Origin of the sequence: Kribbella antiqua, from assembly GCF_004345665.1 — a bacterium.
GTDB classification, from domain to species: Bacteria; Actinomycetota; Actinomycetes; order Propionibacteriales; family Kribbellaceae; genus Kribbella; species Kribbella antiqua.
In genome coordinates this window covers 389549-411154 of the sequence record NZ_SLWR01000008.1, presented here as the reverse complement: position 1 = coordinate 411154, position 21606 = coordinate 389549, and the positions used below count along the sequence as shown (strand labels likewise).

Below are 21606 nucleotides of genomic sequence, written 5' to 3'. Positions count from 1 at the left end.
TCCCGGGTGATGCCGCCCGGCCCGCGCCACCCGTCCTGGGGAGGAAACCGTCCGCGAACCAGCAGAACCCGTGCTCGTTCCTCGGTCTGGCCGGTTTGGGGAGTCTGGCCTGCCGAAACAGGTGGGTGGCGCTCCCCGGTCAGCGGGTTGTTTCGGGGCCGACCCGGGCGCGGTTGGCTGGGGGTGGTGGCTGGCGGTGATCCGGGGTGGCGGGAGCCGTTGAGCCTGGGGCGGCGATGCCTTCCACGACGAAGGTTTGGTAGAGGTTCGCGACGTCCCAGCCGGTCGGGTCCGCGTCGACCGGCTTGCTTGGCAGAGGGTTCGATCCGGGGTCAGGGCCGCCCACCTGACGATCCATCGGGAGCCTCGCGACGACCACAGGTTGCTTCGGCAGTACGGCGTACTCCTCGTGGTGATGCTGGTCATCATGGCCGGCCAAGTGACCGACCGCGGGCATCGCGGCCGCGGCGATGTCGTCGCCGGGGCAGACGACGAAGGCGGCGGCCCGGATGGTGACCGCCGCCGCCTTCAGCCCGAGCGCGGTCAGCCGCTTGGCCCGGCCGCTCTTCAACCTGTCGTTCAGCCGCTGCTCGGCCCGGCCCAGCCAGCGGGCGACGACCCCATGCTCGTGATCGTGCCCGTGGCCGTGCCCATGACCATGACCGTGCCCATGACCGTGCTCGTTGGACATCTGTGCTGCCTCCTCCGCTCAAGAGGAGGCAGCCTAACAGAAATGAAAACCATTACTGATTAACCGTTTGGTCGACCAACTCCGCATCCTCAGCCGCCTTGCGAGGCAGCACGGCCAGGGCGACCACGGCACCGGCCACCGCGCCGATGCAGCCGACCAGCATCGAGATGGACATCGCGTCGGTGAAGGCATGCCGGGCCGCTGCCACGAAGTCCGGGCCGAGAGCGAGCGTGTCCGCGATCGACTTGCGGGCGGCCTCCGGCACTGAGTCCGGCAGCGACGAGGAGTACGCCGCCGCCAGCACACTGCCCAGTACGGCGACCGACAGCGCGGCACCCGTTTGCTGGACGGTGTCGTTCATCGCCGACCCGACACCCCGGTGCTCCGGCGGAACGGCCTGCATGAGCAGCGTGTACGCCGCCGGACCGGCCAGACCACCGCCGACACCCATGACCAGCAGCCCGATGATCAGCAGGCCGTAGCCGGTCGAGTCGGAGACCTGGGTCAGGATGCCGAAGCTGCCCGCGATGATCACCAGGCCGATCGCGATCAGCGTGCGATCCGCCATCTTCTTGCCCAGCGTCGCCCCGAGTCCGTTGAAGACGACGGCGGAAACGGCGTACGGGATCAACGCCAGACCGGCCTTCAGCGGGCTGTACCCGAGCACGAATTGCAGGTACTGCGTCAGGGCCAGCAGCAACCCACCGGCGGTGAACGACAGCAGCACGATCGAGAAGCTCGTCCCACTGAATCGCCGATCCCGGAACAGCGCGAGCGGCACCATCGGATGCTCACTCCGCTTCTCCCACAAGGCGAACCCGGTCAGCGCCACCACACCGACAGCCAACCCACCGAGCACCTTCGCCGAGCCGAATCCGTCGGCCGGGATCGAAATGATCGCCCAGACGATCGCCGCCATCCCGATGATCGACAGCACCGCACCAGCAGGGTCGACGTCCCGCGCCGGACCCTTCGACTCCGGTATCAGCGCCAGCGCCCCGATGATCGCGAGTACGGCGATCGGCACGTTGATCAGAAAGATCGAACCCCACCAGAAGTGGTTCAGCAGTACGCCGCCAACGGTCGGACCGGCCACGACACCGAGCATCGCGACCATCGACCAGCCGGCCATCGCCTTGCGCTGCTCCTCCGGCGGGAACACCGTGAACAGCAACGACAGCGTGCTGGGCATCAGCAGCGAACCGCCGACGCCCATCAGCCCGCGGCAGAGGATCAGCTGCCACGGCGTCTCGGCCAGCGTGGCCAGCATCGACGCCGCGCCGAACAGGACCAGACCGAGGATCAGCATCTTCCGCCGGCCGAACCGGTCGGACAGGCTGCCCGCTGTCAGCAGCAGGCCGGCGAACGCCAAGATGTAGGCGTCGATGATCCACTGCACGTCGGCAGGGGTGGCGGACAGATCCCGCATCAGGGACGGGATGGCCAGGTTGAGCACGGTGTTGTCGACCACCAGCACCATCAGGCTCAGGCACAGGATCAGCAGGATCCACCAGCGTCGCGGATGACCGGTCGCGGTGGACTCGAACGGTGTACTAGTCACTCGCACACTGTACGACACACTCGCACAGTGTGCGAGTGGTTATTAGGATGGCGTCATGAAGGAATCGATCTGGACCCGGTCGCGAGCCGCGGCCCCGGCCCGGGAGACGCTCAGCCGGGAGCAAATCGTGCAGGCGGCGATCGCGACCCTGGACGAGGAGGGCGTGGCCGGCCTGAGTATGCGGAAGCTCGCCGCCAAGCTCGGCGCCGGCGCGACCAGCCTCTACTGGCATGTCCAGACCAAGGACGACCTGATCGAGCTGGTCATCGACGAGGTGTACGGCGAGGTCGACGTACCGGATCCGGACCTGGCCGGCTGGCGGTCCGGCGCCCTGCTGTTCGGCCACAGCCTGCGCGCCGCGGTGTTGCGGCACCCCTGGCTGGCCGAGGTCATCTACTCCCGGCCGAGCCTCGGGCCGAACGCGATGTCACTCGGCGGGCGCGGCATCGCCCTGTTCCGCGCCGCCGGTTTCACTGGCCGCGACATCGACCACGCGATGAGCAGCGTGATGTCGTACGTACTCGGCTCGGTCAGCGCCGAGGCCGCCGTACGCACGGAGGCCCGCAAGCGCGGCGATTCGGTCGACGACTGGGCCGGCGAGGTGCTGGAACAGACTCGAACCGTCATCGCGGACCACCCCGAGATGCGTGAGTCCGTCGAGCGCTACACCGGCCGCGACATGGCCAGCATCTACAACGAGTCCTTCGCCTTCGGCCTCGACACCGTCCTCGAGGGCCTCGAGGCCCGCCTTAGGAAGTAGTCAGTAGATCGAGTTCGTCCAGGCGCGGTGGCCGGTGGCGTCTTCGATGGTGATGCGGCAGTGGGTGTTGTGGAACATGGTCAGGGGGAAGGTGCACTCGGTGAGGTCGGTGCCTTGGGCAACCTCTGCGCCGGGGGTGCCGCCAGTGAGCAGGATCTTTGTGGCGGGTGAGCAGCGGATGATGACGACGTCGTCTTCGGTGTGTACGTCGTACAGCTCGGGGCCGGTGCTGGAGTAGAAGTGGCCGGCCTTCAGCGCGGTCAGGAGCGCGTCCGGTTCGAGTGTTTCGGCGCGGACCTGGACCCAGGCCTGGCAGGGCGGCGGGTCCTGGGGTTGCAGGTGCGCGTCGTCGGCGGCGTACGTCGTCAGCCGGTGACCGCGGTTCAGCAAGACATCGGTGAGGTGCCAGCTGTTGCCACGGTTCTCGCGGTCGGCGAGCGCGTTGTAGACCTCGACCGAGTGGGCCGCGTCCAGGCTCTCGGCATCGGCCGCCGTCAGCAGCGACGCCGCCGGATGGGCCATCCCGATGAACGCGCCTGCGGTCCGCGCGCGCCGGGCCAGCTCGGGCCCGGTCTCCGTCTCCCCCGGCGCCGCGAAATCCAGCGGCAACCCCACCGCCACGATGTGCCACGACTGTCCCGCCTCGGTGCGCGGCGCATGCAACTCGGCGCCGACCAACGTGGTGAACCCGTCGGCGCGCAACTCCCGCGTGTCCGTCACCGGGAAGCCGTATTCCGGCCGGAAGTGGTCGGTGATCGCCACGAAGTCGTAGCCAGCCTCCCGATAGATCCGGGCGGTGTCCGCAGGCGACAACGCTCCGTCCGAGCGGTTCGAATGCGTGTGCAGATTCCCTCGCCAGAACCGCCCCGGCAGGTCGAACGGCAGGTCCGTCATCGCCGCTGCGCCCGCGCCGACGCGTACAGACAAATGGCGGCGGCGGTCGCGAGGTTGAGCGACTCGGCCCGGCCGTAGATCGGCACTTTCACCGAGCGGTCGACGATGGCGTCGTACCCGTCCGGGAGGCCGTGCGCCTCGTTGCCGAAGAGCCAGACGGTCGGCTGGGCCAGCGTGCCGTCGTCGATGCAGCTGTCGAGATCCGTGGAGCCGTAGCCGTCGGCCGCGAGTACCTGCAGACCTTGGTCGCGCCAGGACTTGGTCGCGGCCGTGATATCGACGTCGGTGGTGATCGGCACGTGGAAGATGCTGCCGACGCTGGCCCGGACCGCCTTCGGGTTGTGCGGGTCGACGGACTCGGCCGACAGTACGACGGCATCGGCTCCGGCCGCGTCCGCCGTCCGAATGAGCGTCCCGACGTTGCCGGGGTCCCGGACCTGTACGCCAACCGCGACCAGCCGGGCGGTACGTCGTACTGCTTGATCCAAGGTGACGTCGACCAGTGAGCAGACCGCGACGACGCCTTGGGAGGTGACGGTTTCGCTGAGGGCCTCGATCGCGGCGCGGTCGACCTCGAACCAGCGGACGCCGGCGACCGTCGCGAGGTCGCGCAGGTCGCGATGCCGCGTGGCGACGTCGGGTTCGGCGTACACCTCGATGACGAGCTCGCGGTGCTCGAGGGCTTCCCGGACGGCCTGCGGGCCTTCGACCAGGAAGCGGCCGGACTTGCGCCGGAACGCACGAGTGGCGAGCCGTTTGGCCTGCTTGATCCGCACGGATTGCGCGGTCAGCAGACCAGGGCTCGCCACTTGAGGTGCTTGCTTACTTCAGGGGTGTCGCTCAGGCCGCGTCGGTCTTCGGCGCGTTCACGTCGGCCGGCAGGGCAGCCTTGGCCACCTGAACCAGCGCGGAGAACGCGGCCGGGTCGTTGACGGCCAGGTCGGCGAGGATCTTCCGGTCGACCTCGACCTCGGCCAGCCGCAGGCCCTGGATGAACCGGTTGTAGGTCAGGTCCTCGGCGCGGACCGCGGCGTTGATGCGCTGGATCCACAGCTTGCGGAAGTCGCCCTTGCGCGCCTTGCGGTCCCGGTAGGCGTAGACGAGCGAGTGGGTGACCTGCTCCTTGGCCTTGCGGTACAGCCGCGAGCGCTGGCCGCGGTAACCGCTGGCCTGCTCCAGTACGACCCGGCGCTTCTTGTGGGCGTTGACTGCCCGCTTCACGCGTGCCATGAGGTGTTACTCCTTGTGCTTCTGCGCCGAAGAGAGATGGTGCCCACTCGGCGGGGGTGTTCGGGGAAGGGCGGGATGGGGGCGGCGGCCTGAAGGGACGTCAGATGCCGAGAAGCTTCTTGGCCTTCTTCACGTGCGTCGACGCGACCTCGACGGTGCCGGACAGGCGGCGCTTGCGCTTGGTCGGCTTCGCCTCGGCGAGGTGACGCTTGCCGGTCTGCTCGCGGCGGATCTTGCCCGAGCCGGTGACGCGGACGCGCTTCTTCATCCCCGAGTGGGTCTTCATCTTCGGCATAGCTGTTGTGCTCCTGAGTTTCTTCGTTGACTCGATCTTCGGTGTGACGGTGCTCCGGCGGCTTTGGTTGTCTCAACGCCGGAGCTGTTCGTCACTCCGGGTCGAGGTTGTCTGCCGGACCCTTCGGCTTCTTCGTGGAACCGGCGGCGCGCTCGGCTTCGTGTGCCTGAACCTGCTCGGCGCGTTCCGCACGCTCCGCCTGCTGCTCGGCCTCACGCTCGGCCTGCTTCTTCGCCTTCTCGGCCTCCACGTCCACGCGCGCCTCGGACTTCTTCTTGTGCGGTCCGAGCACCATGATCATGTTCCGGCCGTCCTGCCGCGGCGAGGACTCGACGAAGCCGAGCTCGCTGACGTCCTCGGCCAGCCGCTGCAGCAGCCGGAAGCCGAGCTCCGGCCGGGACTGCTCACGACCGCGGAACATGATGGTGATCTTGACCTTGTCCCCGGCACGCAGGAACCGGACGACGTGACCCTTCTTGGTCTCGTAGTCGTGCGGGTCGATCTTCGGCCGCAGCTTCATCTCTTTGATGACCGTGTTGGACTGGTTCCGGCGGGACTCGCGCGCCTTCTGCGCGGTCTCGTACTTGTACTTGCCGAAATCCATCAGCTTGCAGACCGGAGGCCGGGCGGTCGCCGCGACCTCGACCAGGTCGAGATCGGCCTCCTGTGCCAGCCGAAGTGCGTCCTCGATCCGGACGATGCCTACCTGCTCACCGTTCGGTCCGACCAGTCGCACCTCGGGAACGCGGATGCGCTCGTTGACGCGCAGTTCAATGGTGATGGGTCCTCCTGGGTTGTGCTCGTATCGGTGCCACCTCGCTCTTGGACCTGGAAACGACAAAGGCCCTCGTGCGATTCACACGAAGGCCCAATTCCCAGATCGACGACGCTCCAACCCCTCCGGGTGGGACGCCGTACGTTCGCCTCGGCACCGGACTGCTCCGGAGCTTCGGCGTGACCGGGACCCGCCGACTGTTCATCGACTGGGTGGGAGGTGGCCCTCCGCTTTGACCTGAACCACCGGTGACCCTCGAGTATTCCGCTCAGGGGTCACCAACGGACCGGGTCGGTCGCCATGCAAGAGTAGCAGCATGACCGACGAACTCTCCACTTCGCAGTCCGGCCCCTCCGACGGCACCCGGCCGGACCCGCTGTCGACCGTGTCCCGCGACATCGCCGACGTACCCAGCGTGGAGATCATCTCGACCGCCGCCCTGCACCTGATGAGCGCCGCCGCGGTCAACCTCGGCCTGGCCGAAGACCTCCCCGACCACAAGGACCTCGACGAGGCCCGCTCCCTCATCGACGCCCTGGCCGGCCTCCTGGACGCCTCCGCCCCCTCCCTCGGCCACCACCACGCCGCGCCTCTGAGGGACGGCCTCCGCTCCCTCCAACTCGCCTTCCGCGAATCCTCGTCCATCCCCGACGACCCAGGCGCCGGCCCCGGCGAGAAGTACACCGGCCCAGTCCACCCCTCCGCCGCCAACAGGTAACTCCCCACCCACGCGCGCTACCGCAAGACATCATCAGAGCCTGACATCTGAAGCCGTTCCGGGCGCGCCTCTGGGTCGGCGACTCAGGTCCAAGTCGTGCGGAGGCGTGAGTACTCTTCGGCGGTTATCGGGAGTACGACGCCGTGGCAGGGATCTGGTGGTAGGCGGTAGTCCTGGGAGGGGGTCCACTCGCCGGTGGTGAGGTCGGTTGTTTCGAAGGGGACGTAGCGGCGGTCCGGGGTGAACTCGTCGATCCAGAGGAACCACTTGTTCTCAGTGTTCGACTTGTACACCAGTGGGCCCTCGCCCTGGCTGATTGGGCCGAGGCCGATGCCTTCGGCCAGCGGCTTCCAGTCGGCGGCCGTCAGCGAGGTCGAGGTTTCGGAGAAGATGGACTTGCCGTGCGGTGCGTCGCCGGTACGGCCGCGTTCGTCCTTCAGGAAGCGGTAGAAGACGCCCTCGTGGTCGATGACCGTGGCATCGATCGTCTGCCACCCTCGGTCGATCCAGACGCGCGGCTCGGAGAACTCGCGGAAGTCGCGGGTGGTCGCAGCCATGATCCGGTTGTAGCTCTCACCCTCGTGCTCCGGGTTGTCGTACAGCGTCGAGGACCAGTGCACGAGGTAGGCATCCTGTTCGGGATCCCAGACCGCCTCCGGCGCCCACGTGTTGCCGGCCTCGGGCGGCGCGACCTCGACGAGTCTGCCGTCGCCCCAATTCACCAAATCCTCCGACTCCCAGACCATGATCGAGCGGCTGCCTCGCCGCTGGTGCCGCTCCCAGTCGCGGCTGGCGTAAATGCGCAGGTCGGTCGCGACCAGGTAGAACCGGTCGCCCTCCGGGGAACGCACGATGTGCGGGTCGCGGACGCCGCATTCGCCCAGGGTGGAGTACAGGACCGGCTTGCCGCCGTTGAGATCGTCGAAGTGCAGTGGGTCGTTGCCGTCGCTCAACGCGAAGTAGATTTGCTCACCATCGGGAGACTCGCGCTTGAAGTGCGCGTAGAGGTAGCCCACGTAGTTTTGCTGCGAAGTGGTCTTCATCAGACGCGGTCATCCTTCTGGTTCGTACGACGAAACGGTCGCGATCAGCCCGTGAGCCACGCCGACGCTAAACGATCGCCGACCGGGACGACCGCCACATCCCACCTGTTGGCATCGCGGCCGCGTCACCAACACGAACTGCATCAGGTCCTCCTCAACAGGTACGTCGTTCGCACACCCCTATGAGCCCCGACGCGGCGCCGATGTGACTCCCCCGGGGGGCGCCTTCAGCGATTGAAGAGGGTTTTGCTGTCCAGCTTGACGTCCGCGGGGGCGAAGACGGCGGCGACGGACAACAGGAGCCAGGTGACGGCGAATGGGGTGAGAGCGTCGGACACGGCTCCTGACAGTTCGAGCGGCAGGAGCGTCACCACAACCATGAGGACGAGCGGTACGGCGCCCAGCGCGAGGGTGCGCGTGACGTGACGGAGGCCCGAGCGCCGGCGCTCGTACTCCATGGACTCGCCCTCGGGTGGTGCCTCTCGCGGCAGATCGGCGAGGCTGCCGATGGCCCAGGCCTCGACGGCAGTCTTCACCCGTTGGAGGTCCTCGTCACGGACGCAGCCGCCCGGGAGCGTGACCGCGGATCTCAGGCCGAGGAGGGCCGCCGCCGCTTCGCGGGCGATCGTCCTGGCGTCGGCGCCGTACGCGCGACGGCCGTCGATCAGCCTGGGCAGATAGTCGTTCACCGCCTGCGCCGCGTCAGCCAGCAACGCCCGGGCCGCACCCGTTGACTTCATCGGCCGACTGGCGTTGTCGTCGGCCTCGGTCGCGTGTTCGAGGATCTGAAGGACGCGGAGCAGTTTCATGACCACGGCCGCCTCGACCCGCTGCTCCGTCCAGACCCGGTTGAGCTCCGCTCGATTCCAGGCGACGACGTACACGCGCGCGACGATCACGATGGCCAACCCCGTCCAGGCAGCGACCGCAGCGACGAAGGGGAAGCGGATTGTGATCTCAGGATCGCTGCGGTCCGGCGCCGCCACGTTCACGACGGCGACCGCACTGTACGTCGACAGCACCAGCGCCATCCAGATCAGCCCGGCTCGCTCCCGGCCGGTCAGCGTCTCAAGAGCTACGGCGGGCCAAGTCGCGATGATCGAGAGCCCGAGCAGCATGAGGACGAAGACCCAGACCGGGTTCTCATCACCTCGCGGAGCCTCGAGTGCGACGACCAGTCCAGGCACGAACACGGCCGCGATGCCGAGGATCAGCGTCAGCCGGTTCGCGATCATCTGCACCGCGAACTGGGAGCGGAGAAACTCTCGCCTGGTCTTCAGCAGCGCTTCGATCCGCGGGCTGTCCGCGTCCGCCAGGGAGCGCAACTCGCTGACCTCGCGGAGGAAGGCGTCGGTCTCCGCATCCGCCTTCTGATCCCAGGCAGTGGCTTGGAATCCAGCTACGAAGGCGCTCAGGCCGCGCACGACGCCTTGACCGAGCAACTTGGTTCGGCCTGCAACGGTCGACTGAGACCCGACGCCCATGGTCCCCCCAACGACGACGACTGTTGCCATTCTCCGCCCGCGACCAGCGCGAAGGAAGCCACTACTCGTCGGCTACCCATTCGAGGAGGTCGCCGGGTTGGCAGTTGAGGACTCGGCACATGGCTTCGAGGGTGGTGAAGCGGACGGCTTTGGCTCGGCCGTTCTTGAGGACGGCGATGTTGGCGGGGGTGAGGCCGACTTTCTCGGCGAACTCGCCTACAGACATTTTGCGCTTTGCCAGTTCGACGTCGATGCGTACGACGATGGGCATCAGATGACTGCTTCCATGTCGGTGTGCAGCGTGGTCGCCTGCCGGAGCAGGGCTCGCAGGACGACCACCAGCAGCACCAGTACGCCGCCGACCAGCACCATGCCGAACATCAAGATCGGCAAGCCCGGGTCGTTCGCCAGGAACCCGAGGTAGAGGAACACCCCGAAGAACAGCACCCAGGCCGCACCGAGGGCCCAGATGATCGCGTCGACCCAAGCGAAGGACTGCTCGCTGAAGATGCGGTCGGACGTGACGAGGGTGAGGAGCTTCCACGTGCAGACGATGACGACCTGGACGCACAGCAGTTCCAGGATCGACCAGATCGTCAGCGGCCAGCGCAGATAGGCCAGGTCGGGGTTCTCCCGAGCCATGTACGCGAACTGACCCGGCATGCTCATCACCTGTGCCACCATCAGCCCGGCGAACAGCATCACCAGCAGGACCCTGAGCGGCCACACCACCCGATTCACGACAGACATGAATCGACTATCAACTGCTACCTATCGATTGTCAATCGATGCCACGACCAGTCAGCCCTTGACGGCACCCTCCTCCACGCCCTTGAAGAAGAAGCGTTGCAGGGTCGCGAACACGATCACGATCGGTACGAACGCGATCATGGTGCCCGCGGCAATCAGCCGCGGGTTGTTGCTGAAGGTGCCGGACAGGTACTGCAGGCCGACGGTCAGCGTGTACTTGTTCGGGTCGGTGAGCACGATCAGCGGCCAGAGGAAGTCGTCCCAGGCGCCGATGAATGCGAAGATCGCGACCACGCTGATGGTCCCCCGCACCGACGGCAGGCCGATGTAGACGAACCGCTGCCAGGCGTTCGCGCCGTCCACGATCGCGGCCTGGTCGACCTCGATCGGCAGCGCCCGGAACGCGTTGTACATCAGCAGCACGTTCAACGCGCCGATCATGCCGGGCAGCGCGACCCCGAACAGTGTGTTCGCAAGACCGAACTCCCGCACGGTGACGTACTGCGAAATGATCGTCACCTCACCGGGCAGTACGAGCGTCGCGAGAAAGAGCCCGAGCACGATCCGCCGGCCGCGGAACTGCAACCGGGACAACGCGAACCCGGCCAGCGACGCACCGAGAACGTTGCCGCCGACAACCAGTACGGCGACCACCAGCGAGTTCTTCGCATAGTCCCAGACCGGGATGGTGTCGGCCACCGCGCCGTAGTGGTCGAGCGTCGGTTGCGCCGGCAGCAGCCGCGGGATCCGGGTGTAGATGTCCTCCCCGGATCCCTTCAGCGACGTGGACAGCTGCCACAGGAACGGCCCGATGGTGATCAGCAGCACGAACACCAGCAGGACGTAACGAACCACCTTCTCGCGCGTCGAGATGGTGTTGAACCCGAAAGAACCCTTCCGCCGTGTAGCCGGAGGGGCTTCAGGAGCCACGGCCGGCCGGGCCGGATCGGTCACTATGCTCATCCACGTCCTCGCTTCGCTCCGGGCGCGGATGAGACACGAGGCACACTGTGCTTGATGATGAACTCGCTCCGCTCGTTCATGCTTCAGCTCCACGACGATTCAGCCTGGCCAGCACCAGCATCGGTACGACGGTGACGAAGAACAGCACGATCGACAGCGCCGACGCGTACCCGAGGTTGCCCTCGAAACCCTGGCTGTACTGCTGGATCAGCATCACGACCGAGTTGTCCCGGCCGCCCGGACCGCCCTTGCCGCCACTGAGGATGAACAGCTCGGAGAACACCCGCAGCGCCGACACCGAGATCAGGATCGAGATCAGGATCATCGTCCCGCGCACTCCCGGAATCGTGATGTGCACGAACCGCCGGCACGGCCCCGCGCCATCGACCGCCGCTGCCTCGTGCAGGTCGCGGCCGACGTTCCCGAGGGCGGCCAGGTAGATGATCATGTAGTACCCGAGCCCCTTCCAGATCGTCAGACTGATTGCGCTCAGCAACAACAACCACTGGTCGCTGAGGAACGGCAACGGCCCCGAGATGACACCGAGCTTCTCGGCCAGCCCGTTGACCAGACCGCGGTCGTCCAGGATCCACTGCCAGATCAGCGCCACCACCACTGCCGACGCCACCACGGGCGTGTAGAACGCCGTACGGAAGAAGGTGATGCCGGGCAACTTCTTCTCCACCAGTACGGCGAGCAGCAGCGGCAGGATGGTCAGGAACGGCAGGCAGACCACCATGTAGATGACGCTGTTCAGCAACGCCCAGCGCAGCTGATCGTCATGCAGCAGGCGCTCGAAGTTCCGCAGCCCGACGAAGGTACCGCCGCCGATCGGCCTGGCGTTGGTGAACGACAGGATCACGGTGTTGATCGACGGCCACAGGTTGAACACCATCAACCAGGCGAGTGCTGGAATCACCAGCACCCACGGGGTGAACCAACGGTTGTAGCGCATTACTGGGTGAGCAGCTCGTTGGCCTTGGCCACCGCGGCGTCAAGGGCCTTCTGCGACGAGATCTTGCCGGAGATGGCGAGCGAGATCTGCTGGCCGATGAAGTCGTTCGTCGCACCGCTGATGATCGGCGGGGTGAGCACCTTCGCCTTGGCCAGCGACTCGAACGCCAGTACCTTCGCGTCCGACTCCGGCGTACCGTCGCTCTTGGAGAAGTACGGGTCCTGAGCCGACGCCTTGGTGGACGGGAAGATGTTCACGATCTTGGCGAACGCGGCCTGGTTCTCGGCGTTGGTGACGAACCGGGCCAGCGCGATCGCGGCCGCCTGGTTCTTCGTCTTCGCCGACACCGACAGGCCCTGCACGTACAGCGGCGGGGTGTCCAGCGCGGGCGACGGGACGACCTTGCCCTTCAGCGACGGGTTGTCCTTGACGAAGTCCTGGATCGCGTTGCCACCGCCGGTGGTCCAGGCGACCTTGCCCTGGGTGAAGAGCTTGGAGTTGCCCAGGTACTCCTGGGTCAGGATGTCGCGGGGCAGGTAGCCGGCCTTGTAGGCGTCGCGGTACTTGTCCAGCAGCGCGGCGGCCTCGGGGGTGTTGAAGACGAACTTCTTGCCGTCGTCGGACAGGATCTTCACTCCGGCGTTGGTGAAGTCACCGATGCCGGGCAGCCGGCTCATCAGGTACTCCTTGCCGCCGGTCTTGTCGTGCATCACCTTGGCGGCCGCGAGCAACTCGTCGAAGGTCTTCGGCGGGTTCTTCACGTCCAGTCCGGCCGCGGCGAACTTGGTCGCGTTCCAGTAGTCGATGTCGGTGTTCAGGTACCACGGGTAGCCGAACGTGCCGTTGAGTCCCTGGTACTGATACGCCTGTACGCCGCCCTCGACGTACTCGTCCTTGATCTTCGGATCGGCGGCGCCGACGTCGAGCAGCATCTGCTGCTTGGCCAGCGGGAGCGCGAAGTCCGGCGGCAGGTTCACCACGTCCGGGAGCTGGCCGGCCGAGGCCTGGCTCAGCACCTTCTTGTCGTAGCCGTCGCCGGGCTGGTCCAGCCAGGTCACGTGCGTACCCGGGTACTTCGCCTCGAACTCCTTGATCAGGTTCTCGACGTACGAGGTGAACTTCGGCTTCAGCGCCCAGGTCTGGAAGCTGACCTCACCGGTCACCTTCGCGTTCGCGTCGACGGTCGGGGTCGCGGCGCTGCTGCCGGACCCGTCCGACCCGAGGCCGCAACCGGCGAGAGTGAGTGCCGCGGCGGCAAGAGCTGCCACCGGTGCCAGACGACGTCTACGCATGGAAATCTCCTGGGTTTGATAAACCGGTATAGCTCCTGCACTATCCGGGATCGTAGAATCCGCTGTCAAGGGCAAGGGGAGGTACGACGTGGTCAGACCGACGATCGCGGACATCGCCAACCGGGCGGGGGTGTCCAAGGGCGCGGTGTCGTTCGCGCTGAACGGACGGCCCGGGGTGAGCGATGCCACCAGGGAGCGGATCCTGCGGATCGCCGAGCAGATGAGCTGGCGGCCGCACAGCGCCGCCCGCGCACTCGGCGCATCCCGGGTGGACTCGGTCGGCATGGTGATCGCGCGACCGGCCCGGACGCTCGGCGTGGAGCCGTTCTTCGCACACCTGCTGTCCGGCGTGCAGTCGGGGCTGTCCGCGGAGTCGATCTCGCTGCAACTGCTGATCGTCGAGGACACCGCGGCCGAGATCGAGGTGTACCGGCGCTGGGCCTCGGAGCACCGGGTGGACGGCGTGATCCTGGTCGACCTGACCGTCAAGGACCCGCGGATCGATGAGCTGAAGGCGCTCGAGCTGCCGGCCGTGGTGATCGGCGGCCGCGGCGGGAAGGGCGCGTTGCCGTCGGTCTGGGCCGACGACCGCGAGGCGATGCTCTCGATCGTGGAATACCTGGCCGCGCTCGGGCACCGCAGAATCGCCCACGTCGCCGGTACGCCGAACTTCCAGCACACCCAGCGCCGGATCCGGGCCCTCCGGGACGCAGCACCACGGTTGGGCCTGGTCGACTCGCCGTCGCTGCCGACGGACTTCAGCGACGCGGAAGGCGCCGCGATCACCCGGAAGCTGCTGTCCCAGGCGCAGCGGCCGACCGCGATCGTCTACGACTCTGACGTCATGGCCGTGGCCGGGCTCGGGGTCGCGATGGAGATGGGCGTCTCGGTGCCGGGCGACCTGTCGATCGTGGCGTTCGACGACTCGATCCTGACCCAGCTGATGCACCCGGCGCTCACCGCACTGTCCCGGGACACCTTCGACTTCGGCCGCCAGGCCGCCGAGGTCCTGCTCGAGACGATCGCCGCTCCCGCCCAGGTGATCAACCGCCGTACGCCGGACCCAGTCCTCACGGTCCGCGAGTCCACCGCTCCCCCACCCCGCCCCGCCTGACCCACCCAACCCGCGGGATCCCCTCCGCCCCCGCCCTCTCCACCGTCCCATTCGATGGGTTCACCCATCAGCTTGTGGGTTCCCCACCCGAATGCAGGCGGCGAACCCACCATTTGACTGGTGGACCCACCAAACGTGGGAGGGCCGGGGTGAGGGGTGGGGCGTGGGGGTCGTTTGGCGTAGCGGCCTAAACCGTTTTAGCATCGTGCGCATGTCTTCCGATCCCGCCCGGCCCCGGTTCGGCGCGAACTACGTCCCCTCGGCCGGCTGGTTCTACAGCTGGCTCGACTACGACGGCGCCGCGGTCCGGCGGGACTTCGCCGACCTGGCCGGGCTGGGTCTGGACCACGTCCGGGTGTTCCCGATCTGGCCGTGGATCCAGCCCAACCGGGCGATCATCCGGGACCGGGCGATCGAGGACCTGCTGGACACCATCGACGCCGCCGCCGAGCACGGGCTGAGTGTCGCGGTCGACCTGATCCAGGGCCACTTGTCCAGCTTCGACTTCCTGCCGTCGTGGGTCCTGACCTGGCACAAGGCGAGCCTCTTCGCCGATCCGGCCGTCCGCGACGGATTGACGTCGTACGTCGATGGCGTCTCGCGCGCGGTGGCGTCGAAGCCGAACGTCTTCGCGATCACGCTCGGGAACGAGGTGAACAACCTCTGGCCGGACAGCTCGACCAGCTTCGAGAGTTCGACGAGCTGGGCGCAGGACCTGCTGGCCACGGCGAAGAAGGCGGCGCCCGGCGTACTCGCGTTGCACTCGGTGTTCGACGACGCCTGGTACAAGGACGACCACCCGTTCCACCCCGTTGACGTCGTGGAGCTGGGTGATCTGAGCACTGTCCACTCGTGGGTTTTCAACGGGGTCTCACGAGTGGACGGTCCTCTTGGGCCGGCCACGCTCAGCCACGCGGACTACCTGGTCGAGCTGGCGGCGGCGACCTCGCTCGACCCGGCGCGACCCGTGTGGCTGCAGGAGATCGGCGTACCGGGGCCCGATATCCCGGTGGAGCTGCAGGCGGAGTTCACGCGCCGTACGGTCGAGTTGGTGCTCGGGAATCCGGCGTTGTGGGGTGTGACCTGGTGGTCGTCGCATGACATCGACCGTCGGCTGCTGGATTTTCCGGACCGTGAGTACGACCTGGGGTTGTTCACCGTCGACCACCAGCGCAAGCCGGCTGCACAAGCGCTCGCCGACGTGATCGCCTCCTGTCGATCGACCGGGATAGAGCGACAGCCGGCCAGCACGCTGACCGCGCCGATCAACCTCCGCACGCAGCCGGAGCGGCGTCCGGAAGTTGCCCCAGGCAGCGAATTCCACTTGCAATGGGTCGCCGCCCGCGCCGACGGCCCGGTCAGGATCGCCTTGCCCTAGCAACCCCCGTTGCGTCCGAAGAACTGAGGCCTATCGGCCACACTTCTTCGGACGTAAGAGGTCAGTGGGAGTCGATCAGGACCTGGATTCCGTCGAGGATGCGCGCCAGTCCGAACTCGAGGTCGTCGTCGATGCCGTCCTCGTACTCCTGGTTGGTGTAGAGCGCGGTGAGCATCGGGTAGTCGCCGTCAATCAGCCGCGGTACGAGGAACCGCCCGACCGCCTCCGCCTGGACAGCCATGTCATCGCTGGCCCCGAGCTGGCGGACCAGGCTCGCATAGTTGTGGGCGAACCCGTTCAGGAGCAGCAGGCACCCGAGGTTGTCGTGCATGCTCAGCCCGGTGCTCTCCAGCGCCTGCAGCATGACCTCGACCCACCGCAACGAGTTGGGCGTCACCGGCGCGCCACGAATCGGTACGTCGAGCAGCCACGGACGCTCAGTGAATCGCTCGACCTGAGCATGCACCCACGCGGTCGCAGCCTCCCGCCACCCTTCCGGCAGCTCAGGTGGCAAGCCGAACGCCTTGTCCTGGACGAGCACGATCAGCTCGTCCTTCGAGCGCACGTACCGGTACATCGCGTTGGTGCTGACGCCGAGGTGAGCCGCGATCTTCTGCAGTGAGATCGCCTCGAACCCCTGGCTGTCGCCGAACTCGATCCCGGTGTCGACGATCTGCTCGACACTCAGGGCCGGCTTGGGCCCGCGCCGCTGCACTGGGTGCACACCCCACGACAACGCCAGCCCCGGCGGCAGCTCATCGCTCATACCTTCCATCCTCGCGTACGTACGACGACACACAGGGGAGCTAGCACCACCGGACAGACGGGTCCTGGACTCCCGGCGCCGAAACTGTTCAATCCATACGCTATTTCACAACACTCCCGTGATTAGCAGGTGATTCCGATGAACTCTTTCCTCAACGCCGTCCTGTTGCCCGGCCACGCCGAGCTCAGCGACACCGACCGCCGCCTAACTACCGGCCTACGGATCGTCTCCGGCATCTGGCTGGTCAGCTGCGTCGTGCAGTTCGTGGTCTGGATGACCATGGCTGCCTTCGGGAACTTCGACTGGCCATGGTGGCTGTTCTCCGACCTCGGACTCGGTGCGATCGTCGCCTTCGTCTGGTGGAAGCACGAGTCGTACCACCGCGAGGCCGACCGATGAACGCACCCGTCCAGCTCACCGGCTCGTGGGTTCGTCGAAGCCGGGTGATCGCGTGCGGGTGATCGTCAACGGCACGCCCCGCGAGCTCTGGTCCTCCCGACCACCGCAATCACCGCCCGCCTCGCGATGCGCTCCCGCCCCCATGGACGCCCTCAGCTCACCGGTGGGCTGACCGCACCCGCTTTCCGGAACAAACTTTGCGCTCCGTGGCAGTGATCTTCCGCAAAGCGGAGGATCAGCCGGTCGGGGATGGTCAGTTGGCGGGTTGGATCCAGGCGTGGGTGCCGTCTTCCAGGCGGATGACCTGGAGACCGGCGGCTAGGCGGCGTACGTCCTCTGTTTCGATCACGGCGGGGGCCGGTCCGGCTACGTCGAGGACGATGGCGGCCGCGCCTTCCTGGACTGCGGCGGTTGCGACCAACTGGGTTTGGGCCGGCATGGGCCTGGCCTCGGGACTCCACCGGGCCAGGCTCTCGGTGCTGGTGAAGGCGAGTAGGGCGTTGCGGCCGTCCTGCCCTTGCAGTAGCGCAACGGCCATGTCCGAGGTCTTGTCGTGGGCCAGGCCGTTTTCGTCGTACTCGATCTCGCCGAGCATCGCGACCACCGGCACCAGCAGCCGCGCCTTGGTCAGCGCGGCCAGCGTCGCGCCCTCGTCACCCTCCGCGAGGGCCCGGGCCAGCGCGGGATCCGCCGACCCGTCGTCGTTGTCGAACCCGGTGAAAGCAAGGCGCCGCTCTGGTTGCACGCAGGCATTCTCTCCTGCGGACCTCCCCCACTCACCAACCGGGCCGCACCGACGCACCCCACGCTCACCCAAGCCCACCCGCGACGTGAAGGCGGAGGTTGGTGAGTGGTGGGGTCCGGACCGCCAGCCCATCACAATCGCGCCAGTCAGGCCGCCGTCAGGCTCGCCCGACCGGTCCCGCTCCCGTTGTGATGGCCTGGCGGTCCGCAGCTCGCCCGGAGTTGGGTTTCAGGGTGGGGTCAGGGCTGATCCCGGCTTGGTTCCTCCTGCGACTGTGCGAGCCTGGGTATGTGCCTGACTTCAACGATTTGACGCTGCTGCCCTTCTGTGTGGGCCTGACGCTGCTCGGGCTTATCGGCTCGTGGGCCGCCTGGCGGCGCCGCGGGGCTGCGGCCGGGGTGCGTGGCGTGGCCTGGTCCCTGCTGCCGGTCTCGCTGTACCTGACCGGTCTGCTGGAGCTGGTCTGGGACGTCGTACGCTCCGCGGTCAGCTGGGTCACGCACCTGATCTTCTCCCCGACCGTGTGGGCCGGCGTCGCGCTGTTCGGCGTCTCCGTCGTGCTGTACGTCGTCTCCGGGATTGCCCGGGGCCGCCGTGGGGAACCAGACACAGCGAAGAAGAAGCCCGCCTCGCCCGCGGGTGAGCTGACCGCGACGGGTCCCGCACCCGCCTCGGCCGCTCCCGCCAAAGCTGCCAAGCCGACAAAGGGGTCGAAGGCGAAGCAGCAGGAATCGTCGGAGTTCGACGAGATCGAGGACATCCTGAAGCGCCATGGAATCAACTGAGACCGGTACCACTGCCCCGCTGACCATCGACTCCCTGCTGGACCACGTCCAGGCGACCGCACCGCGGCTCGGCCGGACCCGGCTGATCAGCATCGACGGACCCGCCGGCTCCGGCAAGTCCACCCTCGCCGCGAACGTCGCGGCCCGCGCCGAGGCCCGCGGACTCCACACCCTCGTCCTGCACATGGACGACCTGTACGACGGCTGGGCCGGTGCCGTCCGCGGATTCGGCCTGCTGCGCGACCACGTGCTGCAGCGGATCGCCGACGGCCGCGAAGGACGCTACCGGCGCTACGACTGGCATCTCGGTGCGTACGCCGAACTCCACGTCGTACCGGTGACAGTCGAGCTCCTGATCGTCGAAGGTGTCACCTCCTGCGACCAGGACGCCGACCGCTGGCAGTCGCTGCGGCTCTGGATCGAGACGTCGAACGAGATCCGCCTCGAGCGCGGCATCGCCCGCGACGGCGAGGCGTTGCGGGACCACTGGCTCGAGTGGATGCGCTGGGAGCGCGATCACTTCGCCGAGCAGGCCACTCGCTCGCGGGCGCACGTCATCATCGACGGCGACCCGTCGATCCCGCACGACCCCGAACTCGAACTCGTCACGAAGTCGGTGGCGCTGCCTCCGCACGACTCAGCGGCTTCCTGACCACGATCAGCCGCGCTCGCGGGTGGTGCGTCCACTCCCCTGCTGGCGCCTGCGCCAGGAATTGTTGCCGCAGCCGCGCGATGAAATCGTCGCCGCGGGCGAGAGCCAGAGCCCGCATCGATCCGGAGTGGTTGGCAGCGTCGAAGTACGACGCCCCGCCCTCGTGAGTCATCGGATACGAAACCAGTTCGTCGCGTTCGACTTCACCGAGTACGGCGGCCAGGCGATCCTCCCAGGAGAAGTCACCGCGCTCACCGACCAGACTCGCGACCAACGCGAACGGCCCGGCCTCCTCGGTGGTCTCCGGCCAGAAGACGACACAAAGCTGGCCGCCTGGGCGCAGCGCATCCAGCCACGAGCGCACCGCTGTCTCCGGGTCGGGGAGCTGCTGGAGACCGAACACCGAGACGACGGCGGCACACGATTCCGACCACCGTGGATCAAGCGTGGATGCGTCACCCTGCACCACCTCGACGCCTGGGAGGTTCAGGCGAGCCGCTCGCTCGCGAGCCCGGCGGACCATCCCGGCGGACAGGTCGATCCCGGCGATCGCGCGATCCGGGAATCGCTCCGCCAGCAGGTCCAGCTCGGGAAATGTCCCGCAGCACGGTACGAGGACCGGGCCTTCGGGTACGTCGCCGATCGCATCGACAGCCGCCTTCACCCAGGGTGCGAAGCGCGGTACGAAGTACTCCTCGTAGCCGTCGGCCGCCTCGTCCCAGCCGCGCGCTACCCGCGCGAGACGCTCGTCATCCGTCATGGCTGTGTCTCCTCGATCCGGCGGCGTACGTGCTCTCGTTCTGGTTCGGTACCGGCCGACGCCAGCGCCTCCTCATAGGCTGTGGTTGCCTCGGGCAACCGGCCGAGGCGGTGCAGCAGATCCGCCCGGGCCAGGGCATACGGGTGGTACGCGCGCAATCTCGGCTCATCGGCGAGTTCGTCGAGCAGCGCTAGGCCGGCCTCGGGGCCGTCGCGCATCGCGATTGCGGCTGCCCGGTTGAGCGCGACGACCGGTGACGGGTCGATCGTGAACAGGACGTCGTACAGGGCAACGATCTGCGGCCAGTCGGTGGTGGCGAAATCCGCGGCCTCGTCGTGAACCGCGGCGATCGCGGCCTGCACGGCGTACGGTCCGGCCGGGCCGCCGGTGAGCGCGGCGACGACCAGTTCCCGGCCTTCCTCGATCATGGCTCGATCCCAACGGCCGCGGTCCTGCTCCTCCAGGAGGATCAACGCGCCACCAGGACCTGTGCGAGCGTCGCGGCGGGCGTGCGTCAGCAGCATCAAACCCAATAGCCCGATGACTTCCCGTTCGCCGGGAAGGAGGCGGTGCAGGATCCGGGCCAGCCGGATCGCCTCCTCGGCGACGTCGATGCGCTGCAGGAACGGGCCCGAGCTGGCCGCATAGCCCTCGGTGAAGATCGAGTAGATCACCTGCAGGACACCCGGCAGCCGCTCCGGCAGTTCATCCGCGCCGGGGACGCGGAACGGGATCCGCGCCTCTCGGATCTTCTTCTTCGCCCGGACGATCCGCTTCGCCATCGTCGCGACCGGGACCAGGTACGCCCGCGCGACCTCCGGCGTGGTCAGCCCGGCCAGGCACCGCAGCGTCAGCGCACCGCGGTCCTCGGCGGCGAGCGCCGGATGAGCGCAGGTGAAGAACAGTTGCAACCGCTCATCCGGCAACTCGTCACCCGTGGCAGGCGGCGCGGCCCGGTCGGCTTCGACCTGCATCACGGCGAGCTTGGCGGCGTACACCTGGTCACGACGCAACCGGTCAACCGCCTTCCGCCGCGCCGTGGTCATCAGCCACCCGCCCGGGTTCGGCGGTACGCCGTCGACCGGCCAGCGGACCAGCGCCGCCTCGATCGCCTCGGACGTAACCTCCTCAGCCAGGTCGAGGTCGCCGTACCGCCGGCAGAGCGCGGCCAGCAACCGCCCACGCTCCTCCCGGAACACCGCCTCGACCTGGTCCATTCTCAGGCTCCCGGGAACTCGGCGACCGGGCGTACGACGACCGAGCCACCGGCGCGGGAGCCGGGGCAGCGGGCGGCCCAGTCGAGGGCGACGTCGAGGTCCGGTACGTCGATCACGTAGAACCCGCCGAGCACCTCCCGCGTCTCGGCGAACGGCCCGTCGGTCACCGTCCGCTTGCCGTCGTTGTCCACCTGCACCCGCGTCGCGGTGACCAGATCCGCGAGCGACTCGGACGCGACGACCACACCTGACTCCTGAATCTCCTTGTCGAACCGCATCCAGTCCTCCGGCTCACACCCGACCGCCCCACCGGTCAGGTCGAGCTCGCCGGCGTTGATCAGCAGCAAATACCTCATGTCCAACCTCCTGTCAGCGTGTT

General features: G+C 67.5%; 26 protein-coding genes. 7 read left to right on the top strand and 19 right to left on the bottom strand.

Annotated elements, in window-relative coordinates:
* Positions 1 to 139 precede the first annotated feature (139 nt).
* Together EV646_RS24340 and EV646_RS24335 are read right to left on the bottom strand one after the other, a co-directional pair.
* Entirely contained in the window at positions 140 to 691 is a 552-nt protein-coding gene (locus EV646_RS24340; protein ID WP_132152326.1) for a hypothetical protein, read from the bottom strand.
* A gap of 52 nt (positions 692 to 743) precedes the next feature.
* Complete coding sequence (locus tag EV646_RS24335; protein ID WP_241996293.1) at positions 744 to 2252, bottom strand: MFS transporter; 1509 nt, start codon at positions 2250 to 2252, stop codon at positions 744 to 746.
* A gap of 55 nt (positions 2253 to 2307) precedes the next feature.
* On the opposite strand from EV646_RS24335, the gene EV646_RS24330 reads away from it, so the two are divergent.
* Positions 2308 to 3012: a TetR/AcrR family transcriptional regulator gene (locus EV646_RS24330; protein WP_132152324.1), complete on the top strand. Its 705-nt coding sequence runs from the start codon at positions 2308 to 2310 to the stop codon at positions 3010 to 3012.
* Here the strand turns inward: EV646_RS24330 and EV646_RS24325 are convergent, their stop codons facing one another.
* From EV646_RS24325 to infC, 5 genes are all read right to left on the bottom strand, one after another.
* The gene (locus EV646_RS24325; RefSeq protein WP_199237151.1) at positions 3013 to 3906 is read right to left on the bottom strand and encodes a CehA/McbA family metallohydrolase; all 894 of its coding nucleotides are present in this window, start codon (positions 3904 to 3906) and stop codon (positions 3013 to 3015) included.
* Positions 3903 to 4715 carry a TrmH family RNA methyltransferase gene (locus EV646_RS24320; protein WP_132152322.1) on the bottom strand — a complete coding sequence of 271 codons (813 nt, stop codon included), beginning with the start codon at positions 4713 to 4715 and terminating at the stop codon, positions 3903 to 3905. The genes EV646_RS24325 and EV646_RS24320 overlap by 4 nt, the downstream gene beginning before the upstream one ends.
* Before the next feature lie 31 nt (positions 4716 to 4746).
* Complete coding sequence (gene rplT / locus EV646_RS24315) at positions 4747 to 5136, bottom strand: 50S ribosomal protein L20 (protein WP_131296281.1); 390 nt, start codon at positions 5134 to 5136, stop codon at positions 4747 to 4749.
* Between the two features lie 100 nt (positions 5137 to 5236).
* Entirely contained in the window at positions 5237 to 5431 is a 195-nt protein-coding gene (gene rpmI, locus EV646_RS24310) for a 50S ribosomal protein L35 (RefSeq protein ID WP_132152320.1), read from the bottom strand.
* Between the two features lie 91 nt (positions 5432 to 5522).
* On the bottom strand, positions 5523 to 6212 hold the full coding sequence (gene infC / locus EV646_RS24305; RefSeq protein WP_422386726.1) for a translation initiation factor IF-3: 690 nt from the start codon (positions 6210 to 6212) through the stop codon (positions 5523 to 5525).
* Between the two features lie 310 nt (positions 6213 to 6522).
* Between infC and EV646_RS24300 the strand changes: the two genes are divergently transcribed.
* Positions 6523 to 6924, top strand: a complete 402-nt coding sequence (locus tag EV646_RS24300; RefSeq protein ID WP_241996291.1) for a DUF1844 domain-containing protein — start codon at positions 6523 to 6525, stop codon at positions 6922 to 6924.
* An 83-nt stretch (positions 6925 to 7007) separates the two neighbouring features.
* On the opposite strand, the gene EV646_RS24295 is transcribed toward EV646_RS24300, so the two are convergent.
* From EV646_RS24295 to EV646_RS24265, 7 genes are all read right to left on the bottom strand, one after another.
* Positions 7008 to 7967, bottom strand: a complete 960-nt coding sequence (locus tag EV646_RS24295) for a glycoside hydrolase family 43 protein (protein ID WP_132152316.1) — start codon at positions 7965 to 7967, stop codon at positions 7008 to 7010.
* 227 nt (positions 7968 to 8194) lie between these two features.
* Positions 8195 to 9451 (bottom strand): hypothetical protein, encoded by a 1257-nt coding sequence (locus EV646_RS24290; RefSeq protein WP_132152314.1) that lies wholly within the window; start codon positions 9449 to 9451, stop codon positions 8195 to 8197.
* A 61-nt stretch (positions 9452 to 9512) separates the two neighbouring features.
* Positions 9513 to 9722, bottom strand: a complete 210-nt coding sequence (locus EV646_RS24285) for a helix-turn-helix domain-containing protein (RefSeq protein WP_132152312.1) — start codon at positions 9720 to 9722, stop codon at positions 9513 to 9515.
* Positions 9722 to 10201, bottom strand: a complete 480-nt coding sequence (locus EV646_RS24280) for a DUF2975 domain-containing protein (RefSeq protein WP_132152310.1) — start codon at positions 10199 to 10201, stop codon at positions 9722 to 9724. Before EV646_RS24280 ends, EV646_RS24285 begins: the two co-directional genes overlap by 1 nt.
* 51 nt (positions 10202 to 10252) lie before the next feature.
* The gene (locus tag EV646_RS24275; RefSeq protein WP_132152308.1) at positions 10253 to 11164 is read right to left on the bottom strand and encodes a carbohydrate ABC transporter permease; all 912 of its coding nucleotides are present in this window, start codon (positions 11162 to 11164) and stop codon (positions 10253 to 10255) included.
* 76 nt (positions 11165 to 11240) lie between these two features.
* A complete protein-coding gene (locus tag EV646_RS24270) occupies positions 11241 to 12119 on the bottom strand; it encodes a carbohydrate ABC transporter permease (protein ID WP_132152306.1) in 879 nt (292 codons plus the stop codon).
* Positions 12119 to 13411, bottom strand: a complete 1293-nt coding sequence (locus tag EV646_RS24265; RefSeq protein WP_132152304.1) for an ABC transporter substrate-binding protein — start codon at positions 13409 to 13411, stop codon at positions 12119 to 12121. Before EV646_RS24265 ends, EV646_RS24270 begins: the two co-directional genes overlap by 1 nt.
* Before the next feature lie 88 nt (positions 13412 to 13499).
* On the opposite strand from EV646_RS24265, the gene EV646_RS24260 reads away from it, so the two are divergent.
* The gene (locus EV646_RS24260) at positions 13500 to 14525 is read left to right on the top strand and encodes a LacI family DNA-binding transcriptional regulator (RefSeq protein WP_132152302.1); all 1026 of its coding nucleotides are present in this window, start codon (positions 13500 to 13502) and stop codon (positions 14523 to 14525) included.
* A gap of 211 nt (positions 14526 to 14736) precedes the next feature.
* Positions 14737 to 15903 (top strand): glycoside hydrolase 5 family protein, encoded by a 1167-nt coding sequence (locus EV646_RS24255; RefSeq protein WP_132152300.1) that lies wholly within the window; start codon positions 14737 to 14739, stop codon positions 15901 to 15903.
* Positions 15904 to 15964: 61 nt separating this feature from the next.
* Here EV646_RS24255 and EV646_RS24250 read toward each other — a convergent pair whose 3' ends face one another.
* Positions 15965 to 16669: a TetR/AcrR family transcriptional regulator gene (locus tag EV646_RS24250; protein WP_132152298.1), complete on the bottom strand. Its 705-nt coding sequence runs from the start codon at positions 16667 to 16669 to the stop codon at positions 15965 to 15967.
* Positions 16670 to 16807: 138 nt separating this feature from the next.
* Between EV646_RS24250 and EV646_RS24245 the strand changes: the two genes are divergently transcribed.
* Positions 16808 to 17068, top strand: coding sequence for a hypothetical protein (locus EV646_RS24245; RefSeq protein WP_132152296.1), 261 nt, complete (start codon positions 16808 to 16810; stop codon positions 17066 to 17068).
* Positions 17069 to 17321: 253 nt separating this feature from the next.
* Here the strand turns inward: EV646_RS24245 and EV646_RS24240 are convergent, their stop codons facing one another.
* Positions 17322 to 17813: an SseB family protein gene (locus EV646_RS24240; RefSeq protein ID WP_241996290.1), complete on the bottom strand. Its 492-nt coding sequence runs from the start codon at positions 17811 to 17813 to the stop codon at positions 17322 to 17324.
* Between the two features lie 290 nt (positions 17814 to 18103).
* Here EV646_RS24240 and EV646_RS24235 point away from each other — a divergent pair, with 290 nt between their 5' ends.
* Together EV646_RS24235 and EV646_RS24230 are read left to right on the top strand one after the other, a co-directional pair.
* Positions 18104 to 18598: a hypothetical protein gene (locus EV646_RS24235; protein WP_132152292.1), complete on the top strand. Its 495-nt coding sequence runs from the start codon at positions 18104 to 18106 to the stop codon at positions 18596 to 18598.
* On the top strand, positions 18585 to 19250 hold the full coding sequence (locus EV646_RS24230; protein WP_132152290.1) for a uridine kinase family protein: 666 nt from the start codon (positions 18585 to 18587) through the stop codon (positions 19248 to 19250). Before EV646_RS24235 ends, EV646_RS24230 begins: the two co-directional genes overlap by 14 nt.
* On the opposite strand, the gene EV646_RS24225 is transcribed toward EV646_RS24230, so the two are convergent.
* The 3 genes from EV646_RS24225 to EV646_RS24215 are packed head-to-tail and all read right to left on the bottom strand — an operon-like array spanning position 19204 to position 21583.
* Complete coding sequence (locus EV646_RS24225) at positions 19204 to 20010, bottom strand: class I SAM-dependent methyltransferase (RefSeq protein WP_132152288.1); 807 nt, start codon at positions 20008 to 20010, stop codon at positions 19204 to 19206. The two genes, EV646_RS24230 and EV646_RS24225, sit on opposite strands and share 47 nt — an antisense overlap.
* Complete coding sequence (locus EV646_RS24220) at positions 20007 to 21227, bottom strand: RNA polymerase sigma factor (RefSeq protein ID WP_132152287.1); 1221 nt, start codon at positions 21225 to 21227, stop codon at positions 20007 to 20009. The genes EV646_RS24225 and EV646_RS24220 overlap by 4 nt, the downstream gene beginning before the upstream one ends.
* A gap of 2 nt (positions 21228 to 21229) precedes the next feature.
* Entirely contained in the window at positions 21230 to 21583 is a 354-nt protein-coding gene (locus tag EV646_RS24215; protein WP_132152285.1) for a YciI family protein, read from the bottom strand.
* Positions 21584 to 21606 lie beyond the last annotated feature (23 nt).